This is a genomic window from Bradyrhizobium lablabi (assembly GCF_001440475.1).
GTDB classification, from domain to species: Bacteria; Pseudomonadota; Alphaproteobacteria; order Rhizobiales; family Xanthobacteraceae; genus Bradyrhizobium; species Bradyrhizobium lablabi.
The window spans coordinates 164,763-191,211 of record NZ_LLYB01000046.1 but is presented as its reverse complement, the minus strand read 5'-3'; the positions used below and the strand labels follow the sequence as shown (position 1 = coordinate 191,211).

The 26,449-nt window shown below is 61.6% G+C and carries 20 protein-coding genes and 2 pseudogenes; 13 read left to right on the top strand and 9 right to left on the bottom strand.

Translation table 11 applies throughout. The features are described 5' to 3' along the window. Nucleotides 1-124: 124 nt before the first annotated feature. The 8 genes from CQ14_RS06475 to CQ14_RS06440 all read left to right on the top strand — a co-directional run bounded on the left by CQ14_RS06475 (nucleotide 125) and on the right by CQ14_RS06440 (nucleotide 9,549). Entirely contained in the window at nucleotides 125-844 is a 720-nt protein-coding gene (locus CQ14_RS06475) for an RraA family protein (protein ID WP_057857089.1), read from the top strand. Between the two features lie 40 nt (nucleotides 845-884). Further along, nucleotides 885-1,607, top strand: a complete 723-nt coding sequence (locus CQ14_RS06470; protein ID WP_057857088.1) for a hypothetical protein — start codon at nucleotides 885-887, stop codon at nucleotides 1,605-1,607. 45 nt (nucleotides 1,608-1,652) lie between these two features. Beyond that, nucleotides 1,653-2,615: a Bug family tripartite tricarboxylate transporter substrate binding protein gene (locus CQ14_RS06465; protein ID WP_057857087.1), complete on the top strand. Its 963-nt coding sequence runs from the start codon at nucleotides 1,653-1,655 to the stop codon at nucleotides 2,613-2,615. 310 nt (nucleotides 2,616-2,925) lie between these two features. Continuing rightward, nucleotides 2,926-3,699 carry a motility protein A gene (locus CQ14_RS06460; RefSeq protein ID WP_057857086.1) on the top strand — a complete coding sequence of 258 codons (774 nt, stop codon included), beginning with the start codon at nucleotides 2,926-2,928 and terminating at the stop codon, nucleotides 3,697-3,699. Nucleotides 3,700-3,730: 31 nt separating this feature from the next. Continuing rightward, entirely contained in the window at nucleotides 3,731-4,558 is an 828-nt protein-coding gene (locus tag CQ14_RS06455) for an OmpA/MotB family protein (protein ID WP_057857085.1), read from the top strand. 162 nt (nucleotides 4,559-4,720) lie between these two features. After that, nucleotides 4,721-6,631, top strand: coding sequence for a potassium transporter Kup (locus CQ14_RS06450; protein ID WP_057857084.1), 1,911 nt, complete (start codon nucleotides 4,721-4,723; stop codon nucleotides 6,629-6,631). Between the two features lie 155 nt (nucleotides 6,632-6,786). Beyond that, the gene (locus tag CQ14_RS06445; RefSeq protein WP_057857083.1) at nucleotides 6,787-8,712 is read left to right on the top strand and encodes a potassium transporter Kup; all 1,926 of its coding nucleotides are present in this window, start codon (nucleotides 6,787-6,789) and stop codon (nucleotides 8,710-8,712) included. A 282-nt stretch (nucleotides 8,713-8,994) separates the two neighbouring features. Further along, a complete protein-coding gene (locus CQ14_RS06440; protein ID WP_057857082.1) occupies nucleotides 8,995-9,549 on the top strand; it encodes a hypothetical protein in 555 nt (184 codons plus the stop codon). A gap of 9 nt (nucleotides 9,550-9,558) precedes the next feature. Here CQ14_RS06440 and CQ14_RS06435 read toward each other — a convergent pair whose 3' ends face one another. Beyond that, entirely contained in the window at nucleotides 9,559-10,938 is a 1,380-nt protein-coding gene (locus CQ14_RS06435) for an ABC transporter substrate-binding protein (RefSeq protein WP_057857081.1), read from the bottom strand. On the opposite strand from CQ14_RS06435, the pseudogene CQ14_RS48550 reads away from it, so the two are divergent. The 4 genes and pseudogenes from CQ14_RS48550 to CQ14_RS06420 form a co-directional block, all read left to right on the top strand. Beyond that, nucleotides 10,832-11,683, top strand: a pseudogene (locus CQ14_RS48550) (CHASE3 domain-containing protein); the annotation flags it as partial. The gene CQ14_RS06435 and the pseudogene CQ14_RS48550 overlap by 107 nt on opposite strands. 135 nt (nucleotides 11,684-11,818) lie before the next feature. Then, nucleotides 11,819-13,369, top strand: a pseudogene (locus tag CQ14_RS06430) (PAS domain-containing sensor histidine kinase); the annotation flags it as partial. A 185-nt stretch (nucleotides 13,370-13,554) separates the two neighbouring features. Continuing rightward, nucleotides 13,555-14,142 carry a hypothetical protein gene (locus CQ14_RS06425; RefSeq protein WP_057857079.1) on the top strand — a complete coding sequence of 196 codons (588 nt, stop codon included), beginning with the start codon at nucleotides 13,555-13,557 and terminating at the stop codon, nucleotides 14,140-14,142. Between the two features lie 53 nt (nucleotides 14,143-14,195). Then, nucleotides 14,196-14,945, top strand: a complete 750-nt coding sequence (locus CQ14_RS06420) for a ThuA domain-containing protein (RefSeq protein WP_082649731.1) — start codon at nucleotides 14,196-14,198, stop codon at nucleotides 14,943-14,945. 82 nt (nucleotides 14,946-15,027) lie between these two features. Here CQ14_RS06420 and CQ14_RS06415 read toward each other — a convergent pair whose 3' ends face one another. From CQ14_RS06415 to CQ14_RS06380, 8 genes are all read right to left on the bottom strand, one after another. Next, a complete protein-coding gene (locus tag CQ14_RS06415) occupies nucleotides 15,028-15,615 on the bottom strand; it encodes a GNAT family N-acetyltransferase (protein WP_057857077.1) in 588 nt (195 codons plus the stop codon). 343 nt (nucleotides 15,616-15,958) lie between these two features. Continuing rightward, nucleotides 15,959-16,585: a hypothetical protein gene (locus CQ14_RS06410; protein ID WP_057857076.1), complete on the bottom strand. Its 627-nt coding sequence runs from the start codon at nucleotides 16,583-16,585 to the stop codon at nucleotides 15,959-15,961. A 139-nt stretch (nucleotides 16,586-16,724) separates the two neighbouring features. Then, a complete protein-coding gene (locus CQ14_RS06405) occupies nucleotides 16,725-17,354 on the bottom strand; it encodes a L,D-transpeptidase (protein WP_057857075.1) in 630 nt (209 codons plus the stop codon). Between the two features lie 155 nt (nucleotides 17,355-17,509). After that, entirely contained in the window at nucleotides 17,510-18,889 is a 1,380-nt protein-coding gene (locus CQ14_RS06400) for a sensor histidine kinase (protein WP_057857074.1), read from the bottom strand. After that, entirely contained in the window at nucleotides 18,876-19,568 is a 693-nt protein-coding gene (locus CQ14_RS06395; protein ID WP_057857073.1) for a response regulator transcription factor, read from the bottom strand. Before CQ14_RS06395 ends, CQ14_RS06400 begins: the two co-directional genes overlap by 14 nt. A gap of 231 nt (nucleotides 19,569-19,799) precedes the next feature. Continuing rightward, nucleotides 19,800-20,234 (bottom strand): hypothetical protein, encoded by a 435-nt coding sequence (locus tag CQ14_RS41920; protein WP_082649730.1) that lies wholly within the window; start codon nucleotides 20,232-20,234, stop codon nucleotides 19,800-19,802. A gap of 357 nt (nucleotides 20,235-20,591) precedes the next feature. Then, the gene (locus CQ14_RS41530) at nucleotides 20,592-23,261 is read right to left on the bottom strand and encodes an AMP-binding protein (RefSeq protein WP_082649729.1); all 2,670 of its coding nucleotides are present in this window, start codon (nucleotides 23,259-23,261) and stop codon (nucleotides 20,592-20,594) included. Between the two features lie 478 nt (nucleotides 23,262-23,739). Continuing rightward, nucleotides 23,740-25,050, bottom strand: coding sequence for an adenylate/guanylate cyclase domain-containing protein (locus tag CQ14_RS06380; protein ID WP_057857071.1), 1,311 nt, complete (start codon nucleotides 25,048-25,050; stop codon nucleotides 23,740-23,742). A gap of 373 nt (nucleotides 25,051-25,423) precedes the next feature. Here CQ14_RS06380 and CQ14_RS06375 point away from each other — a divergent pair, with 373 nt between their 5' ends. Further along, nucleotides 25,424-26,392, top strand: coding sequence for a Bug family tripartite tricarboxylate transporter substrate binding protein (locus tag CQ14_RS06375; RefSeq protein ID WP_057857070.1), 969 nt, complete (start codon nucleotides 25,424-25,426; stop codon nucleotides 26,390-26,392). Nucleotides 26,393-26,449: the final 57 nt, after the last annotated feature.

The window sequence follows — 26,449 nt, the reverse complement described above, 5'->3', positions numbered from 1 at the left end:
GCGCACCTTCCGATATATCTGCCATGAGCCGCTGCCGAGTTGGGTTCTCCGACAATCTCGGCTATAGGGGCTCAAGCGACGCACGGCCTGAAAGAGCCGGGCCAAATAATCAGGAGAGAACGCCGTGAACAAAGCCGTTACCGCCCCGCTGCCTGCTTCCGTCCTCGAGGCGTTGGCGCGCTATGACACGCCGACGATCTGCAATGCGATGGAGATCGTCGCGCCCGAACGCCGCCTGATCGGCTACACCACCAAGCCGCTGGTCTGCCCGTTTCCCGATCTGCCGCCGATGGTCGGCTACGCCCGCACGGTCACGATCCGCTCGGTGCTCAAATCCACGCTTCCCGCCGACGAGCAGGCCCGCCGCCGCATCGCCTATTACGAATATGTCGGCACCGGCTTCGGCCCGCGCATCACCGTGATCCAGGATATCGACGGCGCCGATGTCGGCTACGGCGCGTTCTGGGGCGAGGTGCAGAGCAACGTGCACAAGGCGCTCGGCTGCCTCGGCGTCATCACCGACGGCTCGATCCGCGACATCCCGCAATGGGCGCCGGGCTTCCAGGCGCTGGCCGGTTCGGTCGGACCGTCGCATGCCTGGGTCCATGCGGAAGCCTGGGGCGGCGAAGTGCGCGTCGCCGGCATGACCGTGCATTCCGACGATCTCATCCACGCCGACCAGCACGGCGCCATCGTCATCCCGCACGATATCGCGGCCAAGATTCCGGAAGCCGCCGAACTCTGCGGCCGGCGCGAAACGCCGATCCTTGAGATCGCGCGCAGCCCGGACTTCACGCTGGAAAAACTGAAAGAGGCGCTGAAGCGCTCGGCGGAGATCCACTAGGCGGGCGCATGCCGTCAATGCCGGCTCGCACCGGCTCCAAATGGATGCCGCCGTGCAACAAAGCGAAAATGGCTTCTTCAAATACGTCTGGCGGTTCAACGCGCTGGCAATAGCGGGCGCTGCCACGACCTGCATTTTGCTGGGGCTGTACGCCGGATTGACGATCTTCAAGGAAGAAACGCGATCGCGCAGGGTCACCAACGTCGTTAACGTCGACCCACAGGACAAAATATCAGAGGAATTTTCGCTGGGCACCCCACGCCCAATCGTTGCAACAACCCATGTGCAAGTTCCTCTTTTTCGCGCGCAATCCTACAGTGCGGGATCGGTCTATTCGAAGGAAAGTCGGCAGCAGGTCAACCTGCTTTTCCTGAACGTTTCTTCCAACGAGAGCAGATGGCTCTTCGATGGCGTCGGCCAGTTGCTGCTCGATAGCCATATGCTGTTCAACAAGTTGAAAGATGCACCCGACCAGCCGCGCGCGGCCGTTGCGGTGCTTCATGTCGTTGTCGAGAGAGACACCAATGGCGACAAGCGGCTGACGGAGAGGGACGCCGTCTCCCTTGCGACGAGCGCGACCGATGGGACAAACTATCGGAAATTGATCGAGGGCATCGATCAGCTCTACACTGTCCAGCAGATCGCCGATGACAAGGTTCTGGTGCTCTATCAGAAGAACCGCGAAACCATCTCCGAGCTGTACGGCGTTCCGTCGATGGTGCCTCTCATGCAGGCGAGCGTTCCAAAGGTCAATTTGAACTAGCTAAAGACGTGCAACAATGCACGCTCAACATCGGGGGAGGGAGTGATGAAGAAGCTCGTTACCGCGCTGCTGCTGATCATGAGTTGCGCCCTTGCGCAGGCACAGACCTATCCCTCTCGCCCCATCACGCTGATCGTGCCGTTCCCGCCCGGCGGCTCGACCGACACCGCCGCACGCATCATGGGCGAGCGGATGCGCACAACGCTCGGGCAGTCTGTGGTGATCGAAAATGTCGGCGGCGCCGGGGGCAGCATCGGTGTCGGCCGCGTCGCGCGCGCCGCGCCTGACGGTTACACCTTCGACATCGGCCAGTGGGACACCCATGTCGGCAGCATCATCTACAAGCTCGACTACGATCTCGAAAAGGATTTCGAGCCGATCGCGCTGGTCTCGAACAATCCACAGCTCATGGTCGCCAAGAAGGACCTGCCGGCCAACACGCTCGGCGAACTCGTGGCGTGGATGAAGGACAATCCGGGCAAGATCAACTTCGTCAACCAGAATGCGGCGGCGAATGTCACCGGCGTTTTGTTCGAGAACCTGACCAAGCAGAAGGTGCAGTTCATTCCCTATCGCGGCGCAGGGCCTGCGATGACCGATCTGGTCTCGGGCACGGTCGATCTGCTGGTGGTGCAGGGTGCGGTGGCGCTGCCGCAAATCCGCGCCGGCAAGATCAAGGCGCTCGCCAATCTCTCAGCCACCCGCTCGGCCTCGATGCCGGATATTCCGACCGCGGACGAGAGCGGGGTGGCGGGCCTCTATATGTCCGGCTGGTTCGGCTTCTGGGCGCCCAAGGGCACGCCGAAGGAGATCATCGCAAAACTCAACGCGGCGACAACGGAGGCGCTGGCCGACCCGGCGATCCAGAAGCGTTTTTCGGAATTGGGTCTCGACGTCGCGCCGCCCGCCCAGCAGACGCCGGAAGGGTTGGCCGCCTTCCAGAAGGCCGAGATCGAAAAATGGTGGCCGATCATCAAGGCCGCCGGCATCGGCACGCAGGCGCAGTAGGTGCTTGCCGTGATCGTTGGGCTTGGCCCCGTCATTGCGAGGGGCGAAGCGACGAAGCAATCCATGCATCCGTTATGCCGCGCGATGGATTGCTTCGCTCCGCTTGCAATGACGGGGATGGGCTGGCGCAATATGGTTAGCGAATCCTTGCGGCCGGCCTCGCGGGCCCCGCAATTTTACGATCCCTGTTCGAGTTTAACCTTTACGGCTCTTTAATTGCGCCGACGTAGGGTTCCTCTTGCGCGAGCTCCGGATGGGGCGCGCGACCGGTCAGGATGGCCGGTACTTCGCGTACGCGTTGGAGTTCAGAATGGATATCACCACGCTCGTAGGCCTGCTCGCCGGCGTCATCGTGTTGTCGACGCTGATCCTGATGGGCGGTGATTTCCGGATGTTCTACGACATCCACGCCGTCATCATCATCTTCGGCGGCTCGTTCGCGGCGACGATGATCCGCTTTCCGCTCAGCGCGATCCTGCACGGCATGCCGCTCGGCGCGAAATTCGCTTTCACCATGAGCCGGCTCGCGGCGCGCGACCTGGTCGACGAACTGGCGCGCATCGCCGAAATCGCCCGCAAGCAGGGTCCGGTCGGGCTGGAAAAGGTCGAGACCGACGAGCCGTTCCTCGCCAAGGGCATCCGCTACGTCGCCGACGGTTACGATCTCGAATTTATCCGCGACAACATGGAGCGCGACCGCGACAATTTCCTGATGCATCTCAACGAGGGTTCGAAGATCTATCGGGCGATCGGCGACTGCGCGCCGGCGTTCGGCATGATCGGCACGCTGCTCGGCATGGTGCAGATGTTCTCGAACATGTCGGATCCCTCGAAGCTCGGTCCGTTCATGGCGGTCGCCCTGCTGGCGACGCTGTACGGCGCGGTGGTTGCGAACCTGATCTGCCTGCCGATCGCCGACAAGCTGCATGGCAAGCTGATCGACGAGGAAACCAACCGCACGCTGATCATCGACGGCATCCTGATGATCCGCGATTCCAAGAGCCCGGCCCTGGTGCGTGAAATGCTGCTGGCCTATCTGCCGGAAAAGCACCGCCACGAGGAAGGCGAGCTGGTTCCGGCCTGATCGGGACGGCATCAAGGCGCGGACATAAAGCATGGCCAAGAAAAAACGCGAAGAGGCGCATGGCGGTCACGGCTGGTTCGTGACGTTCGCCGACCTGATGGCGCTACTCCTGTCGTTCTTCGTGATGCTGGTGGCATTCTCCAGCCAGGACCAGCAGAAGCTCAAGATCGTCGCCGGCTCGATGCGCGAGGCGTTCGGCGTGCAGACCGAGTCCCGGCATTCGGGCATCGTCGAATCCGACGGCCTGCCGACGCGGCCGAAGCTGAAGAATGTCGAGCACATTTCGCCCGAGGAAGCCTCCAACACCCCAACGCCCGACGAAAGGGACCGTCAGCGCGAATTCGGTGCCCGCATAAAAGTCGATCGCGAGTTCGCGCTCGCCGCGGCCTCGTTGCGCCAGGCGCTGCAGGACATGCCGGAATTGACCGAAATGTCCAAGCACATCATGTTCGAGGAGACCAAAGAGGGCCTCAATCTCGAAATCGTCGACCAGGACGGCCGCTCGATGTTCGCTGACGGCTCCAAGGTCCCGTACGACCGCACCCGCCGGCTGATCCAGAAACTGGCCGTGCCGTTGAAGGCGACACCGCTGCGCGTCAACATTGTCGGCCACACCTCTGCGGGCTTCGTGCCGACGCGGGGCGAATATGGCGCGTTCGATCTGTCGGCCGACCGCGCCAACGTCGTGCGCCAGATTCTCGAGCGCGAAGGGCTGCCGTCATCCCACATCTATGCCGTCGGCGGCCGGGCCGACAGCCAGCCACTATTTCCCGACGATCCGACATTGCCGGCAAACCGTCGCGTCACCATCACATTGATGCGCGAAAATCCGCCGCTTCCGCCGAATCTGAAGCCGTAGCAAGCCGGAACTACCATAATACCACCATGTCGTTTCGATGGAATCTGCTTTGCGTAAGCTCCGCATCGCAGGTGGTGCTATGCTTGTCCGAGATTGACAGGCAACGCGGAAGCGTCGATAGCCGCGCGGATCAATTCAACGACGAGAACGTTCTCTTCCACCATGACTGTCAGCGTCACATCTACCTCGACCTCTACCGAGGCCCATGAGGGGCACGCGACCTCAGGCTTTTGGGCCCTGACGCTGGGCAGTATTGGCGTGGTGTTCGGCGATATCGGCACCTCGCCGTTGTACGCGTTTCGCGAGGCCGTCACGCACGCTGCCGAAGGCCAGCCGGTATCGCGCATCATCGTGCTCGGCGTACTCTCGCTGATCCTGTGGTCGCTGTTCATCGTCGTGACAGCCAAATATGTGCTGCTGCTGTTGCGCGCCGACAACAACGGCGAGGGCGGCACGCTATCCCTGATGGCGCTTGGGCAACGGGCGCTGGGCCGTCGAAGTTTGCCCTTGCTGGCGCTCGGCGTGGTCGGCGCCTCGATGTTCATCGGCGATTCCATGATCACGCCGGCGATTTCAGTGCTGTCGGCGGTCGAAGGTCTCAAGCTGGTCACGCCGGCGCTCGAACATTATGTGGTGCCGCTGACGATCTTCATCCTCGTCGTGCTGTTCTCGGTGCAGAGCAGCGGCACCGCGCGCGTCGCCTCGGCCTTCGGGCCGGTCATGGTGGTCTGGTTCGCGACGCTGGCGGTCCTGGGCCTCATCCACATCAGCGACGATCCCACGGTGCTTTACGCGATCAATCCCTGGTACGCGATCCAGTTCATGCTGTCCCACGGCACCATCGGACTGGTGACGATGGGCCTGGTGTTTCTGGCCGTGACCGGTGGCGAGGCGCTTTATGCCGACCTCGGCCATTTCGGACGCAAGCCGATCCAGACCGGCTGGTTCTATTTCGTGATGCCGGCGCTGCTGATCAACTATTTCGGGCAGGGCGCGCTGGTGTTGTCCGATCCGGCGGCGGTCGAAAACCCATTCTACCGGCTGGTGCCGGGGATGCTGTTGTTGCCGATGGTGGTGCTGGCGACCGCGGCGACCGTCATCGCCAGCCAGGCGGTGATCACGGGGGCGTTTTCGCTGATCCGGCAGGCGGTGCAGCTCGGCCTCCTGCCGCGGTTCGAGGTGCGCTACACCTCGGAATCGCATGCCGGCCAGATCTATCTGCCGCGCGTCAACCGGCTGCTGTTGATCGGGGTCGTGCTGCTGGTCCTGTTGTTCCGTACCTCGAGCGGCCTCGCGTCGGCCTATGGCATTGCCGTCTCCACCACCATGGTGGTCGACGGCATCATGGGCTTTGTCGTGATCTGGAAGCTGTGGAACTGGCGCGCGGCCACCGCCGCGGCCGTGATCCTGCCCCTCGTCGTCGTCGACACCAGTTTCTTTGCCGCGAACCTGCTGAAGCTGTTCGAGGGCGCCTGGGTGCCGTTGCTGTTTGGCATTGCGGTCGCGGTGATGATCTGGACCTGGCGCCGTGGCGCCACCATCCTGACCGCCAAGACGCGCCGCATCGAGGTGCCGCTGGCGGACCTGATCAAGAGCCTGGAAAAGCGTCCACCCCACATCGTCAAGGGCACGGCGGTATTTCTGACCTCAGACCCGAGCTTCGTGCCGACCGCGATGATGCACAATCTCAAGCACAACAAGGTGCTGCACGAGCACAACGTGATCCTGACCATCGAGACCGCGCAGACGCCGCGCGTCGACCTGTCCGAGCGGGTCAAGATGGAGAGCATCAGCGAGAAGTTCTCCACGGTGCGGCTGCGCTTCGGCTTCATGGAATCGCCGAACGTGCCGAAGGCGCTGGTGATCGCGCGCAAGCTCGGCTGGCAGTTCGACATCATGGCGACGTCGTTCTTCGTGTCGCGGCGCTCGCTCAAGCCCTCGGCGCAGTCGGGGATGCCGCTCTGGCAGGACCACCTGTTCATCGCGATGAGCCGGTCGGCCAACGATGCCACCGACTATTTCCAGATCCCGACCGGACGGGTCGTGGAGGTCGGCACGCAGGTAACTATCTGATATTGCTGTGAATCGTGGCTAGTGGCGGCTCTCCATCCATGCTCCGGCTGCATACCGGAGGCCTGAATCAAGCCTAACCTATGCGTTCGCGGCGGGAGTATAGCCCTGCCGTTCTGAATTGTGCATTGCAGTAAGCAATCGAGGCGCAAATCCCCATGTCAGTCCAGTTTGCGGTCACCGCGGCGGAAACGCCCGCGGCCAACGGTCATGGCGAAGCGCATTCCACCGCCACCTTCAAAGCCCTGATGCTCGGCAGCATCGGCGTCGTCTATGGCGACATCGGCACCAGCCCGCTGTACGCGCTGCGCGAAGCGGTGGTGGCGGCGAGTGAGGGCTCGGCCGCTGCGACGTCGCAGGCCGTGCTCGGCGTGCTCTCGTTGATCCTGTGGGCGCTGATCGTGGTGGTGACGCTGAAATACGTCGTCATCCTCCTGCGCGCCGACAATAATGGCGAGGGCGGTACGCTGGCGCTGATGGCGCTGGCGCAGCGCGCGGTGGGGAAGGGCGGGGCCACGATCGTGCTGCTCGGCATCATCTCCGGGGCGCTGTTTTACGGCGACGCCGTGCTGACGCCGGCGCTCTCGGTGCTGTCGGCGATCGAAGGCATGAAGCTGATCACCGTATCCTTCGAACATTATGTCGTGCCGCTGACGCTGGTCATTCTGGTCGCACTGTTTGCCGTGCAGTCCCACGGCACCGCCCGCGTGGCTGCGTTCTTCGGGCCGATCATGTGCGTCTGGTTCGCCGTGATCGCGATCGCGGCCGTGCCGCAGATCGCACGCCATCCCGAAGTGCTTCAGGCCTTCAATCCGCTCCACGCGGTTTCCTTCATGCTCCATCACGGTCTGATCGGCTTCGTGACGCTGGGCGCGGTGTTTCTCGCCGTCACCGGCGCGGAGGCGCTCTATGCCGACCTTGGCCATTTCGGCAAGCGGCCGATCCAGACCGCCTGGCTGTTCATCGTGCTGCCGTCGCTGGCGGTGAACTACCTGGGGCAGGGCGCGCTGTTGATCGCCGATCCCAAGGCGATCGAGAACCCGTTTTTCCTGATGTTCCCGGACTGGGCGCTGATCCCGATGGTGGCGCTGGCGACGGTGGCGACCGTGATCGCGAGCCAGGCCGTCATTACCGGCGCCTATTCGCTGACGCGCCAGGCGATCCAGCTCGGCCTGATGCCGCGGTTCGAAATCCGCCACACCTCGGAAGCCCATTCCGGCCAGATCTACATTCCCCGCATCAACCTGCTGCTGTTTCTGGCGGTGATCCTGCTGGTGGTTCTATTCCGCTCGTCGAGTGCGCTGGCCTCGGCCTATGGCATCTCCGTGACCGGCACCATGGTGGTCACGGCGATGATGGGCTTTGTCGTGATCTGGCGGGTCTGGAAATGGTCGCCGATCGCGGCCGCCGCCCTGATCGCGCCGTTCCTGTTCCTCGACATCACCTTCCTTGCGGCCAACCTCTTGAAGGTATTCGAGGGCGGCTGGGTGCCGCTGGCGCTCGGTGGTGTCGTGATGCTCCTGATGTACACGTGGCGGCGCGGCAGCCGGCTATTGTTCGAGAAATCGCGCAAACTGGAATTCCCGCTGGCCGACCTGGTGGCGATGCTGGAGAAGCGTCCGCCGCAGCGGGTGCCGGGTACCGCGGTTTTCCTCACCTCCGATCCCGATTGCGCGCCGACGGCGCTGATGCACAGCCTCAAGCACTACAAGGTGCTGCACGAGAAGAACGTCATTCTCACCATCGAGACCGCGCCGACGCCTCGGATCAACGATGCCGAACGGGTGCGGATGGAGCAGCTGAGCGAGACCTTCTCGCGGGTCACGCTCAAATTCGGCTTCATGGAATCGCCGAACGTGCCGAAGACGCTGGCGATCGCCCGCAAGCTCGGCTGGCAGTTCGACATCATGTCGACCTCGTTCTTCCTGTCCCGCCGCGCGCTGAAGCCGGCTGCCCATTCCGGTATGCCGCGCTGGCAGGACCTGCTGTTCATCCGCCTCAGCCGCTCCGCCAACGACGCCACCGACTACTTCCAGATCCCGACCGGACGCGTGGTCGAAGTGGGAACGCAGGTCACGATCTAGGGGCGCGAATTCCACAAGTTCCCGCCTATGTTGTCGCAGGACGGCAACAGCTTGACTGTTTCTGAGGCGTAACAGAACATCCGACTCCACACGCCTCCCGGTTTGGATCAGGCTCTTGACGTCGGGGGGTGGCGGATGGAAGTTTTACCCCGCTGGCCGCAGGCGCGAATGCTTGCGGCGTTTCATGCCAGAGACCGTGGGACAGTGCTCGGAAGCCCAGGCTGAAGCCTTGAGTGGCAAATATTCCGATGCGATGATGTGGTACTGTGAGGAGTAGCGCAAATGAGTTTCATCCGCGCGAACGACCATCCCAACCCCGACGATCCGAATGATCCGCTGTACTATGCACCGCGCTCGGCGCGCAGCATGGCGAACCCGCGATCTAACGAGACACCGCAGACGGGGGAGCACCAATTTGCTTCCGCTGCCCCTGTGTCGCGTTTTGACGAGATGCGCGAAAAGGCCTTCGCCAAATCCACCCGTCCGCTGGAGTCCCAGTTCATTTACGAACGCCGACCGTCACGCGGACTGCTCGTCACGGCAATTGCGGCAGCGATCGGTGCCGCTGTGATCGTGACGCTCGTGGTGCTCAACATGCCTCCGAGGTCAAAAAATGAGCCCGCGGACCTCGCCGTTTCCATTTCTACCCCTGCATTGGCTACGCCGGCTCAAGCGACATCCAAAGAAGACTCCGAGGCGCTGCTTCAAGGGTTCAAGCAGTTTCGAGGAACACCAGGAAGCGAAGACCCGGCTGTTTCCGAGCCCGCTGGAACGGCCAAAGCAGCGCCCGAAAAGCCCTTGCTTGAAAAATTCATGCAGTGGGAGCAAGGGAAATAGCGGGCTCTGCTATCCGCGGATCGCCGCGTTGGCTTTCTCGGCGGCGCTCGTCATCGCAATCTTCGCCGGCTTCGCACCGGTGACCACTTCATTCACGCCGATCATGAAGGCGTCCATGATGGGTCTCGATTGCGGGTGAAACAGGATCGCCTTGGCGCGGTCGACATCGGCATTCTGCAAGTTGGTCAGCGCCGCCTCCGCGGCTTGTGCGCCAAACGCCTTCTTGAAGCCTTCGCTCGACCAGGCCGACACCCGCGTCGTCGCCAGCCCCGCTGCTGCCGTCCGCATCGAGGTCGGTTTGCTGGTCGCCCACAGCATAAACAGGAAAGCCGCCCGCTTGTGTCGTGACCTGGAATTGATGCACGCCTGCCAGTGCGACATGAACGGCACTGACGTGCGGCCGGCGACATGTGGAAAGGCGGCGAACACGGCCTGACCGGAAACCTGGCTTCTTGCCGGATTGGAGATGTCGGTGGCGAAGTTGCTGCTGTCGATCGCGATCGCGGTCCTGCGCTGCAGGAAGTCGTCCAGCACGTGGTACCATTCATAGCCGCTGACGCCGCCAGGCCCGGCCTGGCTGAGCAACTGACCGTACATCTCGATGGCCGCGATTGCCTCGGGGCTCGCGAATGCGGCCCTGTTGTCCTTGACCATGTGGGCTCCATAAGAGAACACAAAGCTCATCGCCGGTACGGACGAATTGCCGCTGGCCTGCGCCCGCATGGCTATGCCGGACATCTCATCGGTCTTGATCGCGTTCGCGGTAACAAGCAGCTCCTCGAAAGTGCGGGGAACCGACAGGTTCTTGGCGGCCAGCGCATCGCCGTTGATGAACAGGGTCACCGCCTCCGAAGTGATCGGCATCGCGTAGCGTTCGCCGTCCCGCCACAGCGGAAAGGTTTGGGCCGTCTTGAGAAGGTCGCCCTCGTCATACCAGGCAAGATCGGTTAGCGACTTGTCGGCATAATAGGCGCTCAGCGGTTCAAGCCATCCTCCCGAGATGCCCTGGCCGTAGATCGTGAACATGAAGACGTCGGGTGTGGTGTCGCGACGGTTGAGATGGATCGCCAGCGCGCCCAGATACGCGGTCTCCAGCCGGAAGTCGGGAACGACGTTGATGCCGGTGAGCTCGGTGAACTCGGGCAAAAGCGGAGTGATCGCGTTCGTCCAGGGATGAATAGCGCCGCCGAGCGTGATCGTTTGCCCCGCAAATTGTTTCCAACCGATCGCAGCGCCGGCATAGTTCGCGGTATCATCCGCCGCAAAGCCGCACCGCGGCAGCATGGTGAGAGCCGGCAGGGCTGCGCCCAAACCCTTGACGAAGCTGCGCCTGCTCGCCGGCCTGGAAAGGCCCGGCAATTTTGCAGGCAACTTCTCGCTTGGAGCCATCTGTTTGCTCCCGTGGTTGCTCCGGCCGAAGGATCGAACTTCACAGCAGCCGCGGTACTCCCGTGACGTTCTGGCCCCTTGCGAGGGGACCCACGGGCTTTTAAGCCGTTATGACTGCGCGGTTGAGGGTGCCGGTTCCCGCTCACCTGTGCGGACTGTGGCTGTTTTCCATTATAGTAGCAATACTCTGCGTCGGCATCAGAAAACGCCGCTCAGGCGAGCATCGAAGATCAGGCCAATGTCAGTTCTTCTGAGCCAGTCGTTTCGGTGGTTTGCTCGTCCGCTGAGGCTGGCGGTCACGGCGCTTCTCACTGTGGTTGTCGCGACCGCGATTCTCGGCCTTAGATACGGGCAGGAGCGACAAGCGGCAAATCTTGCGCAGGAGCGCAACCGTCAGGTGCTCGAGACGCTGGAGCGATTGCGAGCGGTCATCGCCGACGTGGAGGCGCAACGGCGCGGCTACCTGCTGACCCTCGATCCGCAATATCTCAAGGCCTATGGCGTCGCCGACGAAGCCGTAAGACGGGACGCGCAGGCCCTCCAGGCGCTGGTCGCGGGCGATCCATTGCAGAGCCATCGCGCCGGACATCTGGCGCTGATCGTTGCAGCAAAGCTGCGCGAGGTCGATGAAATCGTCAAAACTGCCCGCACCTATTCGGGGCCTGCCGCGATGGCGATGATTCGCAGCCTGGACGAGATAAGATCGCAGCTCGACCAGATGGTGGACCACGAGCGCTTCCTGCACGTGGATCAGGAGAAGCGCAGCGAGCAACTCGAACATCGCAAGGCCTGGCTGATCGCGACTGCCATCCTCATTGTCGCAGTCCTGGCAGGGGTGGCATTGGCGCTGGCACGACTCGAAGCGATCCGGCGGCGCAAAGCGATCGCAGAGAACATCGCGCTGCACGGCGATCTCCTGGCGCGCGACAAGAAGATCCGCTACCTGGTCGACGCCAACATCGTCGGCATCATCATCTGGGAAGTCGAGGGACGCATTCTTGAGGCCAATGACGAGTTTCTCCGTATCGTGGGATACGACCGGGAGGATCTCACCTCGGGTCGTCTGCACCGGACAACGCTAACACCACCTGAATGGCGCGAACGCGACGCGCGTACCGTGGCAGAGCTCAAGCGGATCGGGACTGCCCAACCGTTCGAGAAGGAGTACTTGCGGAAAGACGGAAGCCGCGTGCCGGTGCTGATCGGCGGGGCGATGTTCGGGGAAGGTACAAGTCAAGGTGTTGGCTTTGTCCTCGATCTGACCGACCGCAAGCGGGCGGTAGAAGCGCTGCGGCAGAGCGAGGAGCGCTTTCGCACCCTCGTACAGTTTTCCTTCGACGTGTACTGGGAGACCGACACGCAGCATCGCTTCATTCACCAGGAATTCGCGGAGGACCTGGCCGATGCGCCGACGCCGGGCTCCGAGATCGGCAAGACACGTTGGGAAGTGCCTTACCTGGAGCCTGATGAAGAGGCCTGGCGCAAGCACCGCGAGATACTCGATGCCCATCTGCCGTTTCGCGATTTCGAGCTGGCGCGGCTTGGTCCCGATGGCAGCAAGCGTTACGTGTCCGTCTCCGGCCTGCCGGTGTTTGACGAGAAGGGGGGCTTCATCGGCTACCGCGGCGTCGGGCGTCACATCACCGAACGCAGGCGAGCGGAAGAAGCCTTGCGCGCCATGCAGGCAGAGCTCGCGCACGCCAACCGCGTCACCACGATGGGGCAATTGTCGGCCTCGATCGCCCATGAGGTCAATCAGCCGATCGCCGCGACGGTTACCAATGCCCAGGCGGCGTTACGCTGGCTGCGTGCGCGGCCGCCCAATCTCGACGAGGTTCGCTATTCGCTCGACCGTATCGTCGACGACGGCAAGCGCGCCGGCAATGTCATTGGCGGCATCCGGGCCCTCATTCACAAGGTGCCGCCCCGGAAGGATTGGTTCGGCCTCAACGAAGCCATCCTCGAAATGGTCGCGCTGACCCGAAGCGAAATGTTCAAGCATGGCATCTCGCTACAGACCGAGCTGGCCACGGGCTTGCCCATGGTGGAAGGCGATCGCACGCAGCTGCAGCAGGTGATCCTGAACCTGATCGTCAATGCCATTGAAGCCATGGACGGCAGTGACGAGGGGGCGCGCGAGCTTCGGATCAACACCGAGACGGAGGCGGCCGGCGTGCTCGTCACTATCAGCGATTCCGGGCCCGGCCTCGACCCGGAGGATGCCGAGCGCGTATTCCAGGCCTTCTACACGACCAAGGCCAAGGGCATGGGAATGGGCCTCGCGATCTGCAAGTCGATGGTCGAGGCTCATGGAGGGCGGATGTGGGTGAGCGCAAACGAACCCCGAGGCGCCGTCTTTCAGTTTTCCCTGCCGCTGGCGCGAGAGGAGAGCGTTCCAGCCCGGCAGGTCCGGTCCAATCCGGCGGCATGAGATTGCAGGTTGCGAAAAGCAAAGTGAGACCCGTTCTCGGCTGCGGCAGATGTTACCGACGCCCCCCACAATCGGATTCATGCACTGCAACAATCTGCATCTCTGCCTTTTTTAGGGGAGGCCAGATGGGTCGTTCAGGCGTTAGTTCGGCGGAATGGCTCGTCTGCGTGCAACCATAGGGCTCGATGTCCAGTCGGCTTAAACAGCTTCTGTTTGGGATTTGGGGTCTTCTGCTGATCCCGCTGGTCATGCCTATCCTCGAAAAAGGACTGAAGGAATATGTCTTCTCCGATCCCAGCGGTGTGGCCACGACGGTTTTTCGTAACGCTACGGTCACGACCGCCTTTGAAAATCTGGTCGTACTGGGTCAGCAGCGTTGGTTCAAATTTGCGATGGTCTTCCTGACCGGAATGCTGGTTGGCATCGCATTGGAATGGCTGAATCGGAAGTCGGCCGACCGAAAAGCTTCCGAACTCCGAAGCCTGGGCGTTAAATTTCGCAGTCTTTCGGACAGCATCAAAATTCGGACCGCCGCGTCAGAATGGCCGGACAATGTACGTGATCTCAAGCCTGCAATCCTGTCTGCATTTCTCTCCGCCAGGAAATTTGACTTGTGGGTGCCGAATGAGCACGTTTATCAATTGCCGGATGCGACGTTCCTTTGCGAGTACTTCAGGTCTGTCGGCAAGCTCCTCGAGGATGGACAATTCGACAAGGCCAACAGCGAGGCGTTCTCCTGGAAACCGTTTCTCGATAATGTGACGCTGTCCTGAGTTTTCCGTAACGCAGCAATCCAGATGGATGGTCAGGTCTGAAGGAGAGGATTGTGAGGCGACGCGAGTTCATCGCGCTCCTCGGCGGCGCGGCGGCAATCGGGCCGTTCGGCGCGCGCGCGGAGCCTCCGCGAGAGCGCATCCTCTATTTCACACACTCGGCCGGCTACCGGCACGACGTCATACCGCTTTCCAGGGAAATCCTGACGCAGCTTGGAAAGAATTCCGGCGTCTTTGATGTCACTGCAACCGAAGATCCCTCCGAATTCTCGACCGGCAACCTGCAGCGCTACGCCGCGGTGATGTTCTACACGTCGGGAGAACTTCCGATGAGCGGCGATCAGAAGGCGGCTCTGCTCAACTTTGTGCGCTCGGGCCGCGGGTTCCTCGGCGTTCATTCGGCCACGGACACATTCTACAACTGGCCGGACTATCTTGATCTGGTAGGTGGCTACTTCAATGGTCATCCCTGGCATCAGGCTGTGACGATCGAAGTGGCTGATCGCAGCGATCCATTGGTGGCATTTCTCGGAAATTCGCTGCAGGTCGCGGACGAAATCTATCAGATCAGGGACTTCGACTATCGCGGGTCACGCGTGCTCCTGCGCCTCGACCCAAGCTCGGTGGATCTTGGCAAGACCGGCGTGCATCAACGATCCTATGGCTGGCCGCTCGCCTGGAAACGATCTTACGGCGAGGGGCGGGTGTTCTATACGGCGCTGGGCCACGAAGCATCCGTCTGGCGGGACGCCCGCTACCAGCAAATCCTCACCAATGCCATCCTCTGGTCCATGCGAAGGTAAGCCCGGGACACTTCGCACGTGTTGGCAACGAGCCCATCGACGCGCGCGTCACAGCGTACCGGTCACGCGTCAACTCGAGCGCTCATGATGCGGGCCGCAGCATCGGGGTCAGCACGGGAGACGAGCCGCTTTGGATCCTGCCGACAATCTCGAAGCCATGGCGCTCATAGAAAGAAAGGTTACGCGGGTTCGAGCTTTCGAGGTAGGCCGCGATGCCTTCCTCGTCGCATCGTCGAAGCGCGTGTTTCATGAGCAATGCGCCGAGCCCTTGCCCGATCCAGTTCGGGTCGGCGGCGACAAGGGGTAGATACCAATGCGGCCCGCGGGGATGATGTTCGGCCATGCCTTTCGTGACGACGCTGATATCCTCGGCGATCTCCGGGCGCAGAGTCTCCTCCATGATGGCGCCCATTTCGGCTTCGTCCGGCTCGACGCCGGGCGGCAGCCACAGGGCGGCGGCGCGCCCCCCTTCGGTGACATAGGCCGTGCCATGCTCGAAAGCGCGGCCGCCAAAAGCATTGACGAACCGTGGCATTATTCTGAGGTATTCGGACGGATCGGGCCAGGCCCAGCGCGCCATCGGGTCGGCCGCAAAGCCGAGCACGATGGTGCTGATCGCGATGGCCCGGATGTTCGCATCCGCAGATCTGACTTCCGGCGCCGTTGCCATCGTGTGGTTCCCTCGATCACCCACCGTCCAAACAAACGATACCTTCCTTCCAGCCGCTAGAACTTGAGTGCAATTTTCGAGAAGGGTCAAATCACGTCCCGCATGGCCGTAGGAGAAAAATCAGCGAGACTCCATTTTCGCCGACACGCGAAGATGGAACACAATCCGTCGCAGTTGATTGTGGAGCGGGAAGGCCGCACGTGCGCGGACGGACGGGGCCGATCGAAGCCTCGCAACGCGAGCTTGAAACACTATTGCGCGATCCCGGCTTCCAAAGCGTCTGCCCATCCGCCGTGAACCCGTTGAACGCAAATGTTCTTCGGGACAGGCCGGCTCACGTTCGTCATTCCGATTTAGGTAGGCCTCGGCGTACGAGTGTGATGGCAATCAGATCGTCGAGAGCCCGCACCAAAAGCAGCGCTGGACGCGAGAGGATCCAGATTAGTACCGATCCCAGCACCAGCCCGACCAAGATCTGTACTGCGTAGGGACGAACCGTAGATATATCCGTACCGAAAATGTCCTTGAATATGTCCGTACCGAAAATCTCTTTTATTGCTTTGAAGGCCGTCAGCACGAAACCAAAGGAGACGGTAAACTTCGACCAGGACCCGAACACACTTCTTTGAAGCAGTCGCCGGTGATTTATGCGGTTGCACTCAGCGATGCCGCGCAGCGCCTGATCGTCCAGTCTTTCAAGCTCTTGGAGTATTGCGGCCCCTCCGGCGATCTCTTGCCCGACGGCGTTGGGCTGCTGGAGGGCGTGTAGGGTGTGTTTTAGAAAAGAAAAAGGAAACGACTTCCAGAGACCTCGCGGAAAGTGTTGATATGGATTGAGCTCGGGCTTCTGGAGTTCATCTCTGCAACGGCTCAACAACCGCTCGTAGTTTGCCAGCAGTTCAGACGGCTCCCATGAAATCTGGCCGAGGCCAGCACCGTCAGGCATTTGCTTGCCGGGCGCCTCAACCATCGGCGATGTCTCTCGCTGAACAAGGCAGGCGCGCCGCCTCGCGTGTTCCCGGGTCTGGCAAAAGATCCGGCCTCATGCCGGAGTTGTTCGCTAAGCCTGGAGACCCCGCGCTTCGCGAAGCTTCACGCAGCGCAACGCGTCACGCACTCCGGCCCGGCGGCAGGACGACGACGATCGCGCCGGGCTTCACCCGATTCACGAGATCGATGACATCCTCATTGGTCATGCGGATGCAGCCGGACGAGATGGCCTGGCCGATATATTCCGGCTGATTGGTGCCGTGGATGCGGTACAGCGTGTCCTTGTTGCCCTCGTAAAGGTAGAGCGCCCGCGCGCCCAGCGGATTATCCGGACCTCCGGCGACGCGCTTCGGGTAGGGGCCGAGTCGGGCCTGGATCTCCGCTGTCGGGATCCAATCCGGCCATTCAGCCATCTTGCCAACGGTGGCGACGCCGGACCAGGCCAGCGCTTCCTCTCCCACCGTCACGCCGTAGCGGATCGCCTTACCGCCCGGCAGGACGTAATAGAGATACTTTGAGTTGGTATCGACCAGGATGGTTCCCGGCTGCTCCTTGCGCATGTAGTCGACAATATGGCGGCGATAGGTCTCCGGAATGGTCGCCTGCGCATAACGCACATGGGCCAGCAACTGCCGGTCCCTAGGAGTAAAGCTGGCACTCGACGACGGTGCGAGCGTCGATTGCATGCACCCACCAAGCACAAACCCGACCAATCCCAGAAGTGACAACGCTAATCCGGATCTTGGCATTTGCCTGTCCCCCCGAAGCGCTAGATGGGTCCATTTGCTGCTCAAATAGTGCAGAAATAAAGGCAGAACCCGACGATAAGGTGATCGCCCGAGCGACGGAGCTTGGCTCGCAGGAACCGCGTTGGACTTTCGCCGGCACCTTGACCTATTCGCGGCTAATGGATTGGTGCGGAAAACCAGAGTTTGAGCCTGAGACCCGGCGAGTTATCAAGCATTTCGATCCGCGCGCCGTGAAGATGGGCGACGGCAGCGACCAGGCTGAGCCCAAGACCGTTTCCCGGCGTGTAGCGGCTTTGTTCGAGCCGGTAAAAGCGCTTGAAAACCTGCTCGTATTCGTGAGCTGGAATTCCGGGCCCGTCGTCGGCGATCGAGATGACCGGCTTGCCATCGATGTTTTCGGTCGCGACCACGATTTGCCCGCCGGTGCGGCCATGCTTGATCGCATTGTCCACGAGATTGGCGATGGCATCGAAGATCAGGTCGCGATCGCCGGTCACCATCACCTCGCGATCGCCGACGACAGTGAGTCGGGTGCCCTCCTGTTCGGCCGCGGCATCGTACAGTTCCACGACCTCGCCGACGATCTCCACGAGATTCACGGTGCGGAACGCGCCCTTTCGTGCCTGGGTCTCGATTTGCGCAATCCGCGTGAGCGACGAGAATATCCGCAAAACGGCATCGAGGTCGGCTATCGTGTCGCCGATCAGCGCCTGGTCGTCCTCGCCGATGCGCTGGCCGTGATAGGCCTTTTCGAGCCGTCCGCGCATGCGCGTCAGCGGCGTCCGGAGGTCGTGCGCGACATTGTCGCTCACCTGCTTGACTTCTCCCATTAATGTTTCGATGCGGTCCAGCATCAGGTTCAGGTTCTCTGCAACGCGATCCCATTCGTCATGGGTGCCGCGCAGCGGAATGCGTTGATCCAGGCCGCTCTGCATGATGGCCCGGCTGGTGGCGTTGATCGATTCAATCCGCCCCACTGTTCGGCGCGTCACGAGGATGCTCGCGACCCCCGCAACCACAAACAACAAGACGGCGACCGAGAACATCGCGATCCTGATCTGATCAGCGAAGCTGTCGAGGTCGCTGATATCCCTTCCCACCAGCAGACGGTCGCCGCTTGGAAATGTATGAAGCATCGCCCGCAGCAGCGGCCGGTTTGCCGCGTTGGGCAACGCCTCGCTTGCGCGAAACTCTATCCATCCGCTGGCTGCGGTGGCTGTCGGCGGCCATTCCCTGAGATTGCCGGCCAGCGCGACCAATGAAGGATCGGCCACCAGATATACGTTGCTTGCAAGATTGCCGTCGGCGATGCGTTGTTGAATCCCGGCGATCAGCCCATCGCGCCCCGAACGTTCGTACGCGCCCTGCAGGCTCGAATATTCCGTCATGATGCCACGATCCGACCGGCCGCGCACATAGGAGGAAGTGGACAGGTAGACATAGACGAAAAGCGCCGACACGATAATGCCGAACGTCCCGATCGCGATCAGCGCCTGCTTGAAAGTCGATGACGTTAGGGTCTTAGCCAGGAGCACGGAGAGAGTACCCGACACCGCGAACCGTATGGATCAGCGGATAGGCCTGCTGATCGTCGACCTTGCGACGCACGCGACCGACATAAACGTCGATGATATTTGTCGAGGGATCGAAATGAAGGTCCCAGACATGCTGCAGCAACATGGCCCGGGATACGACGCGGCCTTCGTTGCGAACCAGATACTCAAGAAGCTGGAACTCCCGGGGAAATAGAACAATGTCCTTGCCACGCCGGCTCGCGGTCCGCGACATCAGGTCGAGTGCGAGATCGCCGACACGCAAGATCGTCTCCTTGACAATGGTGTCACTGCGCCGGCCGAGCGCCTCGACGCGCGCCAGCAGTTCGACGAACGAAAACGGCTTGACCAGGTAGTCATCGCCGCCGGCCCGCAAGCCGCGCACCCGATCGTCGACTTCTCCGAGTGCGCTGACGATCAGGACAGGGGCGGCGATGCCGTCGTCGCGCAACTGACGCATGACGGCGATGCCGTCGATATCAGGCAGCATGCGGTCGATCGTGATGACGGCATAATCGCCAGCGCCGCCGCGACTCAACGCCTCGTGCCCGCTGGTGGCCAAATCCACCTGGTAACCGCTGGTCTTGAGCGATTCCACGATCTGACCCGCGGTTTCCGGGTCATCCTCGACGACCAAAATGCGCCGGTGACCTCCCGTCATGGTCTTCCGTCTCCGAACGACTGGCCAGGCAGCCGGAGACTCGCTCATGCAGTCTGAAGGTTACGTGAACAAGGTGACGGCCGCCACCTACGGAGACCGGATCCCGTTTCCGGGAGCATGCGGTGGCGGCCATCACCATGTCTGGATCCTAGCGACCGGACGGCAGGGACGCGCTGGGACCCGGACTCACGAGATCAATATGGCAGCGCCATTGCCTCAATCGCGATACCTTCAGTAGTAGCCGTAGGCGCCACAGACATTGACCCATCGCAGTCCGTACGGCGTCCACGTCCTGCGCCAGCAACTGTCGTAGGCGGCGTAGGCGTAGGGCACGCCAATGAACGCAAAGCGATGATGGCGGTGATGGAAGAACCGGCCATGATGCGCAAACCTTGCAGACGCGAAGCGCGGACCCACGAAGCGGCTACCTGCGAAACCGACGCGGCTCCCTGCGAAACCGACCCGGCTGCCGGCGAAACCCATGCCGCCGCCACGCATGCCGCCGCCCATCCCACCGAAATGCATTCCACCTCCGTGCATGCCACCACCACCATGCATACCGCCACCACCATGACCGCCACCACCGCGAGCGAGCACCGGTGACGCAAGCGCAAGCGTCGCAGCCATCGCACCCGCCGTGAGGCATTTGAGGAGCTTGTTGTTCATCCCAACCTCCGTGCTGAATTGCAGCGACCGATACGGTCGCAAGAAAGGAAGACAGCCAGCAGACCCAAATGATCCAGTGAGTTCAAATGAATAATGTGACAGTTTCTGACACGGAAGTTAGTTTTGCGCATCGTCTTTGCCGTTGGGGGAATGCGCCGTGAGCGCGCCAAAACAGATCAGCGCAGAGGCTACCAATGGAAAGCTCATCTCTGAATGAGACGCTCCGCGAAACCGCAGCAGCGACAGGCTTCAAATCGCGACACTGATCGAGAGCTTGTTGCGATCGGTCGAGTTCCTCAGCCCCGAAATTGAATACGAGGAGATCCGGGTGGGTGTTCGCGACTTGTCGAACCCTGCCTAATTGGTGCTGGCGCGGCGCCTGACGGAACGCAAATCGCGACCTGTGCGGTTCAATAGCGGAGGCGCACCTTCAGCCAGAAGGTCTATTCTTTTCCGCAGATGATCGACCAGCAGCTCAGCGCCGATCGTCAGGCAGCCATGATGTCCCCCAGGCACCTCGATCACTTCGAGTTGAGAGCTGAGATGCCGCCACGCGCGGCCGTCGTGTTTGGCCGCGTAAAATGCCACAGGGACCTCGAGGGGCGCCGGAAGATATTTCGCCATGGCGATTGAATAGGCGTCCCACAACGGTTGCGGAATCTCGCTCTCGGCGATCGCAATCGGCCCGCGCGTCGACGCCTTGGCGTATCGCTCCAGCCGCGCCATTTGTTCATACGTCCAGCGCAGAAGATATGGCGAAACGATCGGCTTCATCAGCCCGATGATTGCCCGCGGCGCCGGACGGGCACTGATAGTCGGCGGGTCGACCATTGCAACCATGTCAACCTTGTGGCCGGCTGCCATCAGCAGGCGGGCTGCTTCGAACGCCACCATGGCGCCGTTGCATTTGCCGCCCAGGAGGAAAGGACCGCTGGTCTGCCTCTCCAGAATATGCGGCAGGCGGTCGGCGGCCATCTGCTCGAGCGACGGCGGAATTGCTTCCCCACGCAGACCATGGGGATCGATGGAGGTGATCGGGTAATCCGGCCCGAAAAGCTCCACCATCCGCCGCATGCACACATGGCCGCTGACGAGGTCTCCATTGAAGAAGTGCAGGGGAGGCCGATGACCATAGGGACTGAACTGGAAGAATGGCGTTGCCGGCGTGCCCGTCTGCATGAGGATTTTTGGAGCAAGTTGCCGGATCGTTTCCGCCTCGAGCAGGATCCTCTCCGGTACGGGCTTGCCGATGAGCCGCTCGACCTCGATGAGCATTTCCAGCGCTAGAAGGGAGTCACCGCCGCGCGCGAAAAAATCATCGTCGATCGTCACGGTCTTGCACTTGAGCAACCTGCGCCACAGGATCAGCAATTCAGTTTCCAGATCCAATGTCACCTTCTTCACAGCAGGCAGGGGCATCGTCCCCTGATGACCCACGTCGAGCGCCTCACGCAGCCGCCGCCGTTGAACCTTTCCCGTCGCCCCCTTTGGCAGCCGGTCGAGGATCAGAATGCTCCGCGGAATCTTGAACGAGGCCAACTCGCTCTGCAGGAACTGGCGAAGCTCCGCAGGTGTCGTCTGCGCGCCGGAATGGGGAATGATGGCGGCTGCGACGTCATCGCCAAGGCGTGGATGGGGAATTGCGAAAGCCGCGGCTTCGGCTACGGCCGGATGGCGGAGTAGCGCGGATTCCACCTCGGCAGGGGCGATCTTCTCACCACCGCGGTTGATTACTTCACTCAGGCGGCCGTGCAGGGTCAGGAAGCCGTCTGCGTCGAGGCTGCCGATGTCGCCCGTGCGAAGCCAACCTTCCGTAAAAGCAGCTCGATTGAGTTCTGGCGCATCGAGATAGCCAAACGTCACGGTGGGACCACGAACCCAGATCTCACCCCGCTCACCGGCCGGCACGGGATGTCCATCCTCACCAACAATGGTCACGGTATCAGGCCAAGGTTGCCCGCAAGTGCCTGGCCTGTTCGGCCCGGGCGGTAGCACGTTGGCGGCGATTTGCGCGGCTTCGCTGGAGCCGTAATGCTCCAGCACCGGCACGCCCAAAATGCGCTGCAGATCGTCCTGCACGTCTTTCAGCAGCGGCGCGCCACCCGATACGACGAAACGCAGCGTGTGCGCCGCCTCTGCATTCTCAAGGCTCCTTGCCTTGTCCAGCAGGGCAGCGTGAAGCGTAGGACCTGCCGAGTACCAGGTTGGCCGCAGGGCATCGAGCCACTCATCCAGCGCCACGACGGCACTGTTCGCCGGGATGGCAATGCTGCCGCCCGTCAGGAGCGGCGTGAAGACCGTAACTTTGAGCCCATGGGAATAGTAGGGCGACGATACGCTCAGGCAACGGTCCTGGTGAGTGAGGCCAAACCAGGCCTGAAGCCGTGCGGCCGCCGCCAGCATATTGCCATGACTGAACGGAATGAGCTTCGGCTGCGCGGTCGTCCCCGATGTCTGCAGGATGAAGGCGGGCGAGTTCGGATCAGGCTCGGCATCGATCGCAGGGAATTTGGAGACCGGCACTGCGATATTGAGTCCAAGCTGACCGTGTCCGAGCGGAACGGCTTCGATGATGGGGAGCTTTCTCCGCTCAGCGGCCTGGCGAGCTTCAGAGGCGCTGCCTTGCGGCACGACAAGAGCGTTCAGCCGCAGCATGTCGAGACGTTGATCGATCTCCGTCTGGGACAGCCGCGGATCAAGAGGAGCTGCGACGCTGCAGCACGCTACGGCAACGATGGTAAGAACGGCGTCAGCGCCGTTCGGCATGAGTACCCCGATCCGGGCGTTGCAATCGAACCCGGCCAAACGCAACTGCCGGCGGATACCGTCCAGCTGGCGCTGAAGATTGCTGTACGTCAGAGGCGCAGACGTGGAGGAGATAATCGCAGGCTGGTGGGGGAATTGCTTTGCAGTTCGACCGATGACCTGCCCCAATGTGAGCTGGGCTTCGGCCTCCGGGTCGCCTCGGGCGGTCGAGGTTCCCTCGGGCCAAATCACGTAATCCGGCTTAGGACTTTGCGCCGCCATTGCTGTCACAGCTGACCTCCGTCGCCACGAAAATGGACCGCTGTGGGGCTGAGGCTGCACGAAGCGACTGCAATCGCCAGGAGTAGCAGGGGACTACATCCCGCTTTCCCATTCCGGTTCTTCTGCGATCATACGCTAACGCTGCTGCGTCACCTTGTCGGTTCGCTCCGCGACAAAAGTTCGGATCGGGCAGCTGGCAATATTGGGTACCTCCAGTTGGCTAGAATCTTTCCTTGTTTGTTTCTTCCCCGCTGGAAGGTCGCATCTGAATTATCCTCATTGACAGGCCTGCGCCGCTATCGAGCCTTCCATCTCTCAACGGCGGAACTGGCTCGGCAATTTCGTCGGCGTCCGCTATCCCACTCAATGCGACGTCCGCTACTGCTGCCAGCAATAGATATTGACGGTACATGTTTGATGTTACGGAAGGCTTCTTCCAAAGCAAGAAACCCGTTCGCAGAATATCCGCTTTGCGCCGCTAACGCTCGGCCGCGAACAATCTGACGCTCTCAGTGAGGCCCTTCAGGGAGTGACTACCCTCGTCATGAAATCTGATGCTTGATCCCGCGACAAGATCACGGACCGTGTTCGACACCAGAACCTGCCCGGGCTTTGCCATCGTCGCGACACGCGATGCAATGTGGACGGCGATGCCGCTCAGATCATCATCGGTCATTTCGACCTCGCCGGTATGAAGGCCGGCCCTTACCTGGAGCCCAAGCGCTTCAACGCCTTCATTGATCGCCAGAGCGCACCGGATTGACCGGGCCGGGCCGTCAAAGGTTGCCAGGAAGCCGTCACCCATTGTCCTCACCTCATGCCCTCGATGTCGGGAAATCTCCCGCCGCACCAGCGCATTGTGCCGATCAAGCACGTCGTGCCATGCACGATCTCCGATCGTCTCGGCACGCCTGGTTGAGTTCACGATGTCGGTGAACAGAACAGTGGCGAGCACGCGATCGGATTCGATTGCGGACCGCGAGCCCGTCAGGAACTCTTCGACCGCATCCAGTATCCGTTCTGTTTCGCCGGTCCACAACGAGTGATCACTGCCGGGGAGTTCGAGATACTTCGCGTTTGGAATTTGCCGGGCCATGAATCGCCCGGCCTCGACGTTGACGCGAACGTCCCCTTGCCGATGAATGATGAGCGTCGGCACACGTATCGACGGCAGGATTGGACGAATATCGATTTCACTGTTCATTCGCATGAGCGCGACAACCGCAGAAGGACTTGCACCCAGACGTTCAAAACGGGCCCATGACAGCTTGAACGTCTCATCGGATGCAACACTGGGGGCGAACAAATGGATGCTCTCGCCGGTCCCCCAATTTCTTTCCATGCGATCCAGGGCGGCGTCGATCCTGTCCGGCGGCACAACCCATGAGCTGAAGTGGCCATAGGTGCCGTACAGGACCAGCGCCCGGGTACGCTCCGGGTAGGTGGCCGCGAACAGGACTGACATCGCACCGCCTTCGGAGATGCCGAACAGGGCGGCCTGTTGCGAGCCGACGGCATCCATGACCGCGCGAACATCGTCCATGCGTTCTTCCAGGGTTGGCACGCCAACCGCTCGGTCGGAAAGTCCGGTGCCGCGCTTGTCGAACATGATCAGGCGGGCGAAGGCCGCCAGGCGGGTCCAGACCCGCGCACGATAGGGCTCCTCCCAGGCGACATCGAGGTTCGAGATGAAACCAGGAACGAACACGAGGTCGAACGGCCCTTCGCCAACGACCTGATAGGCGATGCGAACATCACCGCTTTTCGCGTATTGGGTTTTCGGAACCATTGCACATCACTTCACGTAAAGTGCGTGGCGTGATCGCCGTCGTCGGCTTTCCTGGCGGTTCGATCTGAATCCTACCAGCTTGCCGCGGCACGCGGAAGCCGAAACCGCGCAAGCGTCATCCTGGCACGCGGTAACAGGCTGCTTACTCAACCGGCTACCAAACAAGCCAAAAGCCGCCGACGTGCCTTCCGCCGGTCGTGCAACTGATGTAGCCTGATGATGAGCTGCCGAGCGGGACATGCCGAAGTCCCTTTTGCCTTAGCCGCAGCGATCATGCCGTCGGCAGGTGCGCATCGAAATTGAACCGACATCTGCGTGTGCGGCCCTGCGGCTCCGCAGAAACTCCGCATGCCGGCAGTTTGGGGAGGCCGCAATGAAAATTGCACGCCGTCAATTCCTGCATCTGGCAGCGGCCGCTGCCACCGTTCCGGCACTATCCCGTTTCGCCAGCGCACAGAGTTACCCGACGCGACCGGTGCACCTGCTCGAAGGCTTTGGCGCCGGCTCAGCACCCGACATCGTTGCGCGATTGATCGGTCAATCGCTGTCGGAGCGACTTGGGCAGTCATTTGTCATCGAGAACCGCAGTGGCGCAACCGGCAACATCGCGACCGAGGCGGTGGTGCGGGCATCCCCGGACGGCTACATGCTGCTGTTGGCTACCGCGGCAAATGCGATCAACGCGACCATGCTCAATGTCAGCTTCGACTTCATCCGCGACATCGCGCCGATCGCAGGTGTCGTTCGCGTGCCGTTGGTCATGGAGGTCCACCCGTCGATTCCCGCCAGGACAGTCGCCGAGTTCATCGCCTTCGCGAAGGCCAGGCCCGGCAAGGTCAATATGGCGTCGGCCGGCACCGGATCTCTGACCCACATGGCCGGTGAAATGTTCAAGACGATGACCGGCCTCGATCTCTTTCACGTGCCTTATCGCGGCGCGCAGGTATTTCCGGCGCTTCTCACCGGCGAAGCGCATGTCTATTTCGGCCCGCTGCTCTCGTCGATCGAGTATGTCAGGGCCGGAAATTTCCGCGCCCTGGCGGTAACGACGGTGACGCGCTCGCCGATATTGCCGGATGTTCCAGCCCTGGGCGAAAGCGTGCCCGGTTACGAGGCAAGCGCATGGTTCGGCCTTTGCGGTCCAAAGCGCACGCCGGAAGAAATCGTCGAAAAACTCAACAAGGCGGTCAACGTCAGCGTCGCCGATCCGAAATTCCAGGCGCAGCTTGCCAATATGGGCGGCACGACGCTTGGCGGGTCGCCCGGCGATTTCGCCAAGCTGATCTCGGATGAGGTCAAGAAATGGAGCAGGGTGGTTTTGGCGGGCGATATGAAACGGTGATAAGCAGCAAGGGGGACTGCCCAACCACGGGGTTCTTTTTTGCCCGCCGCCAGTGTT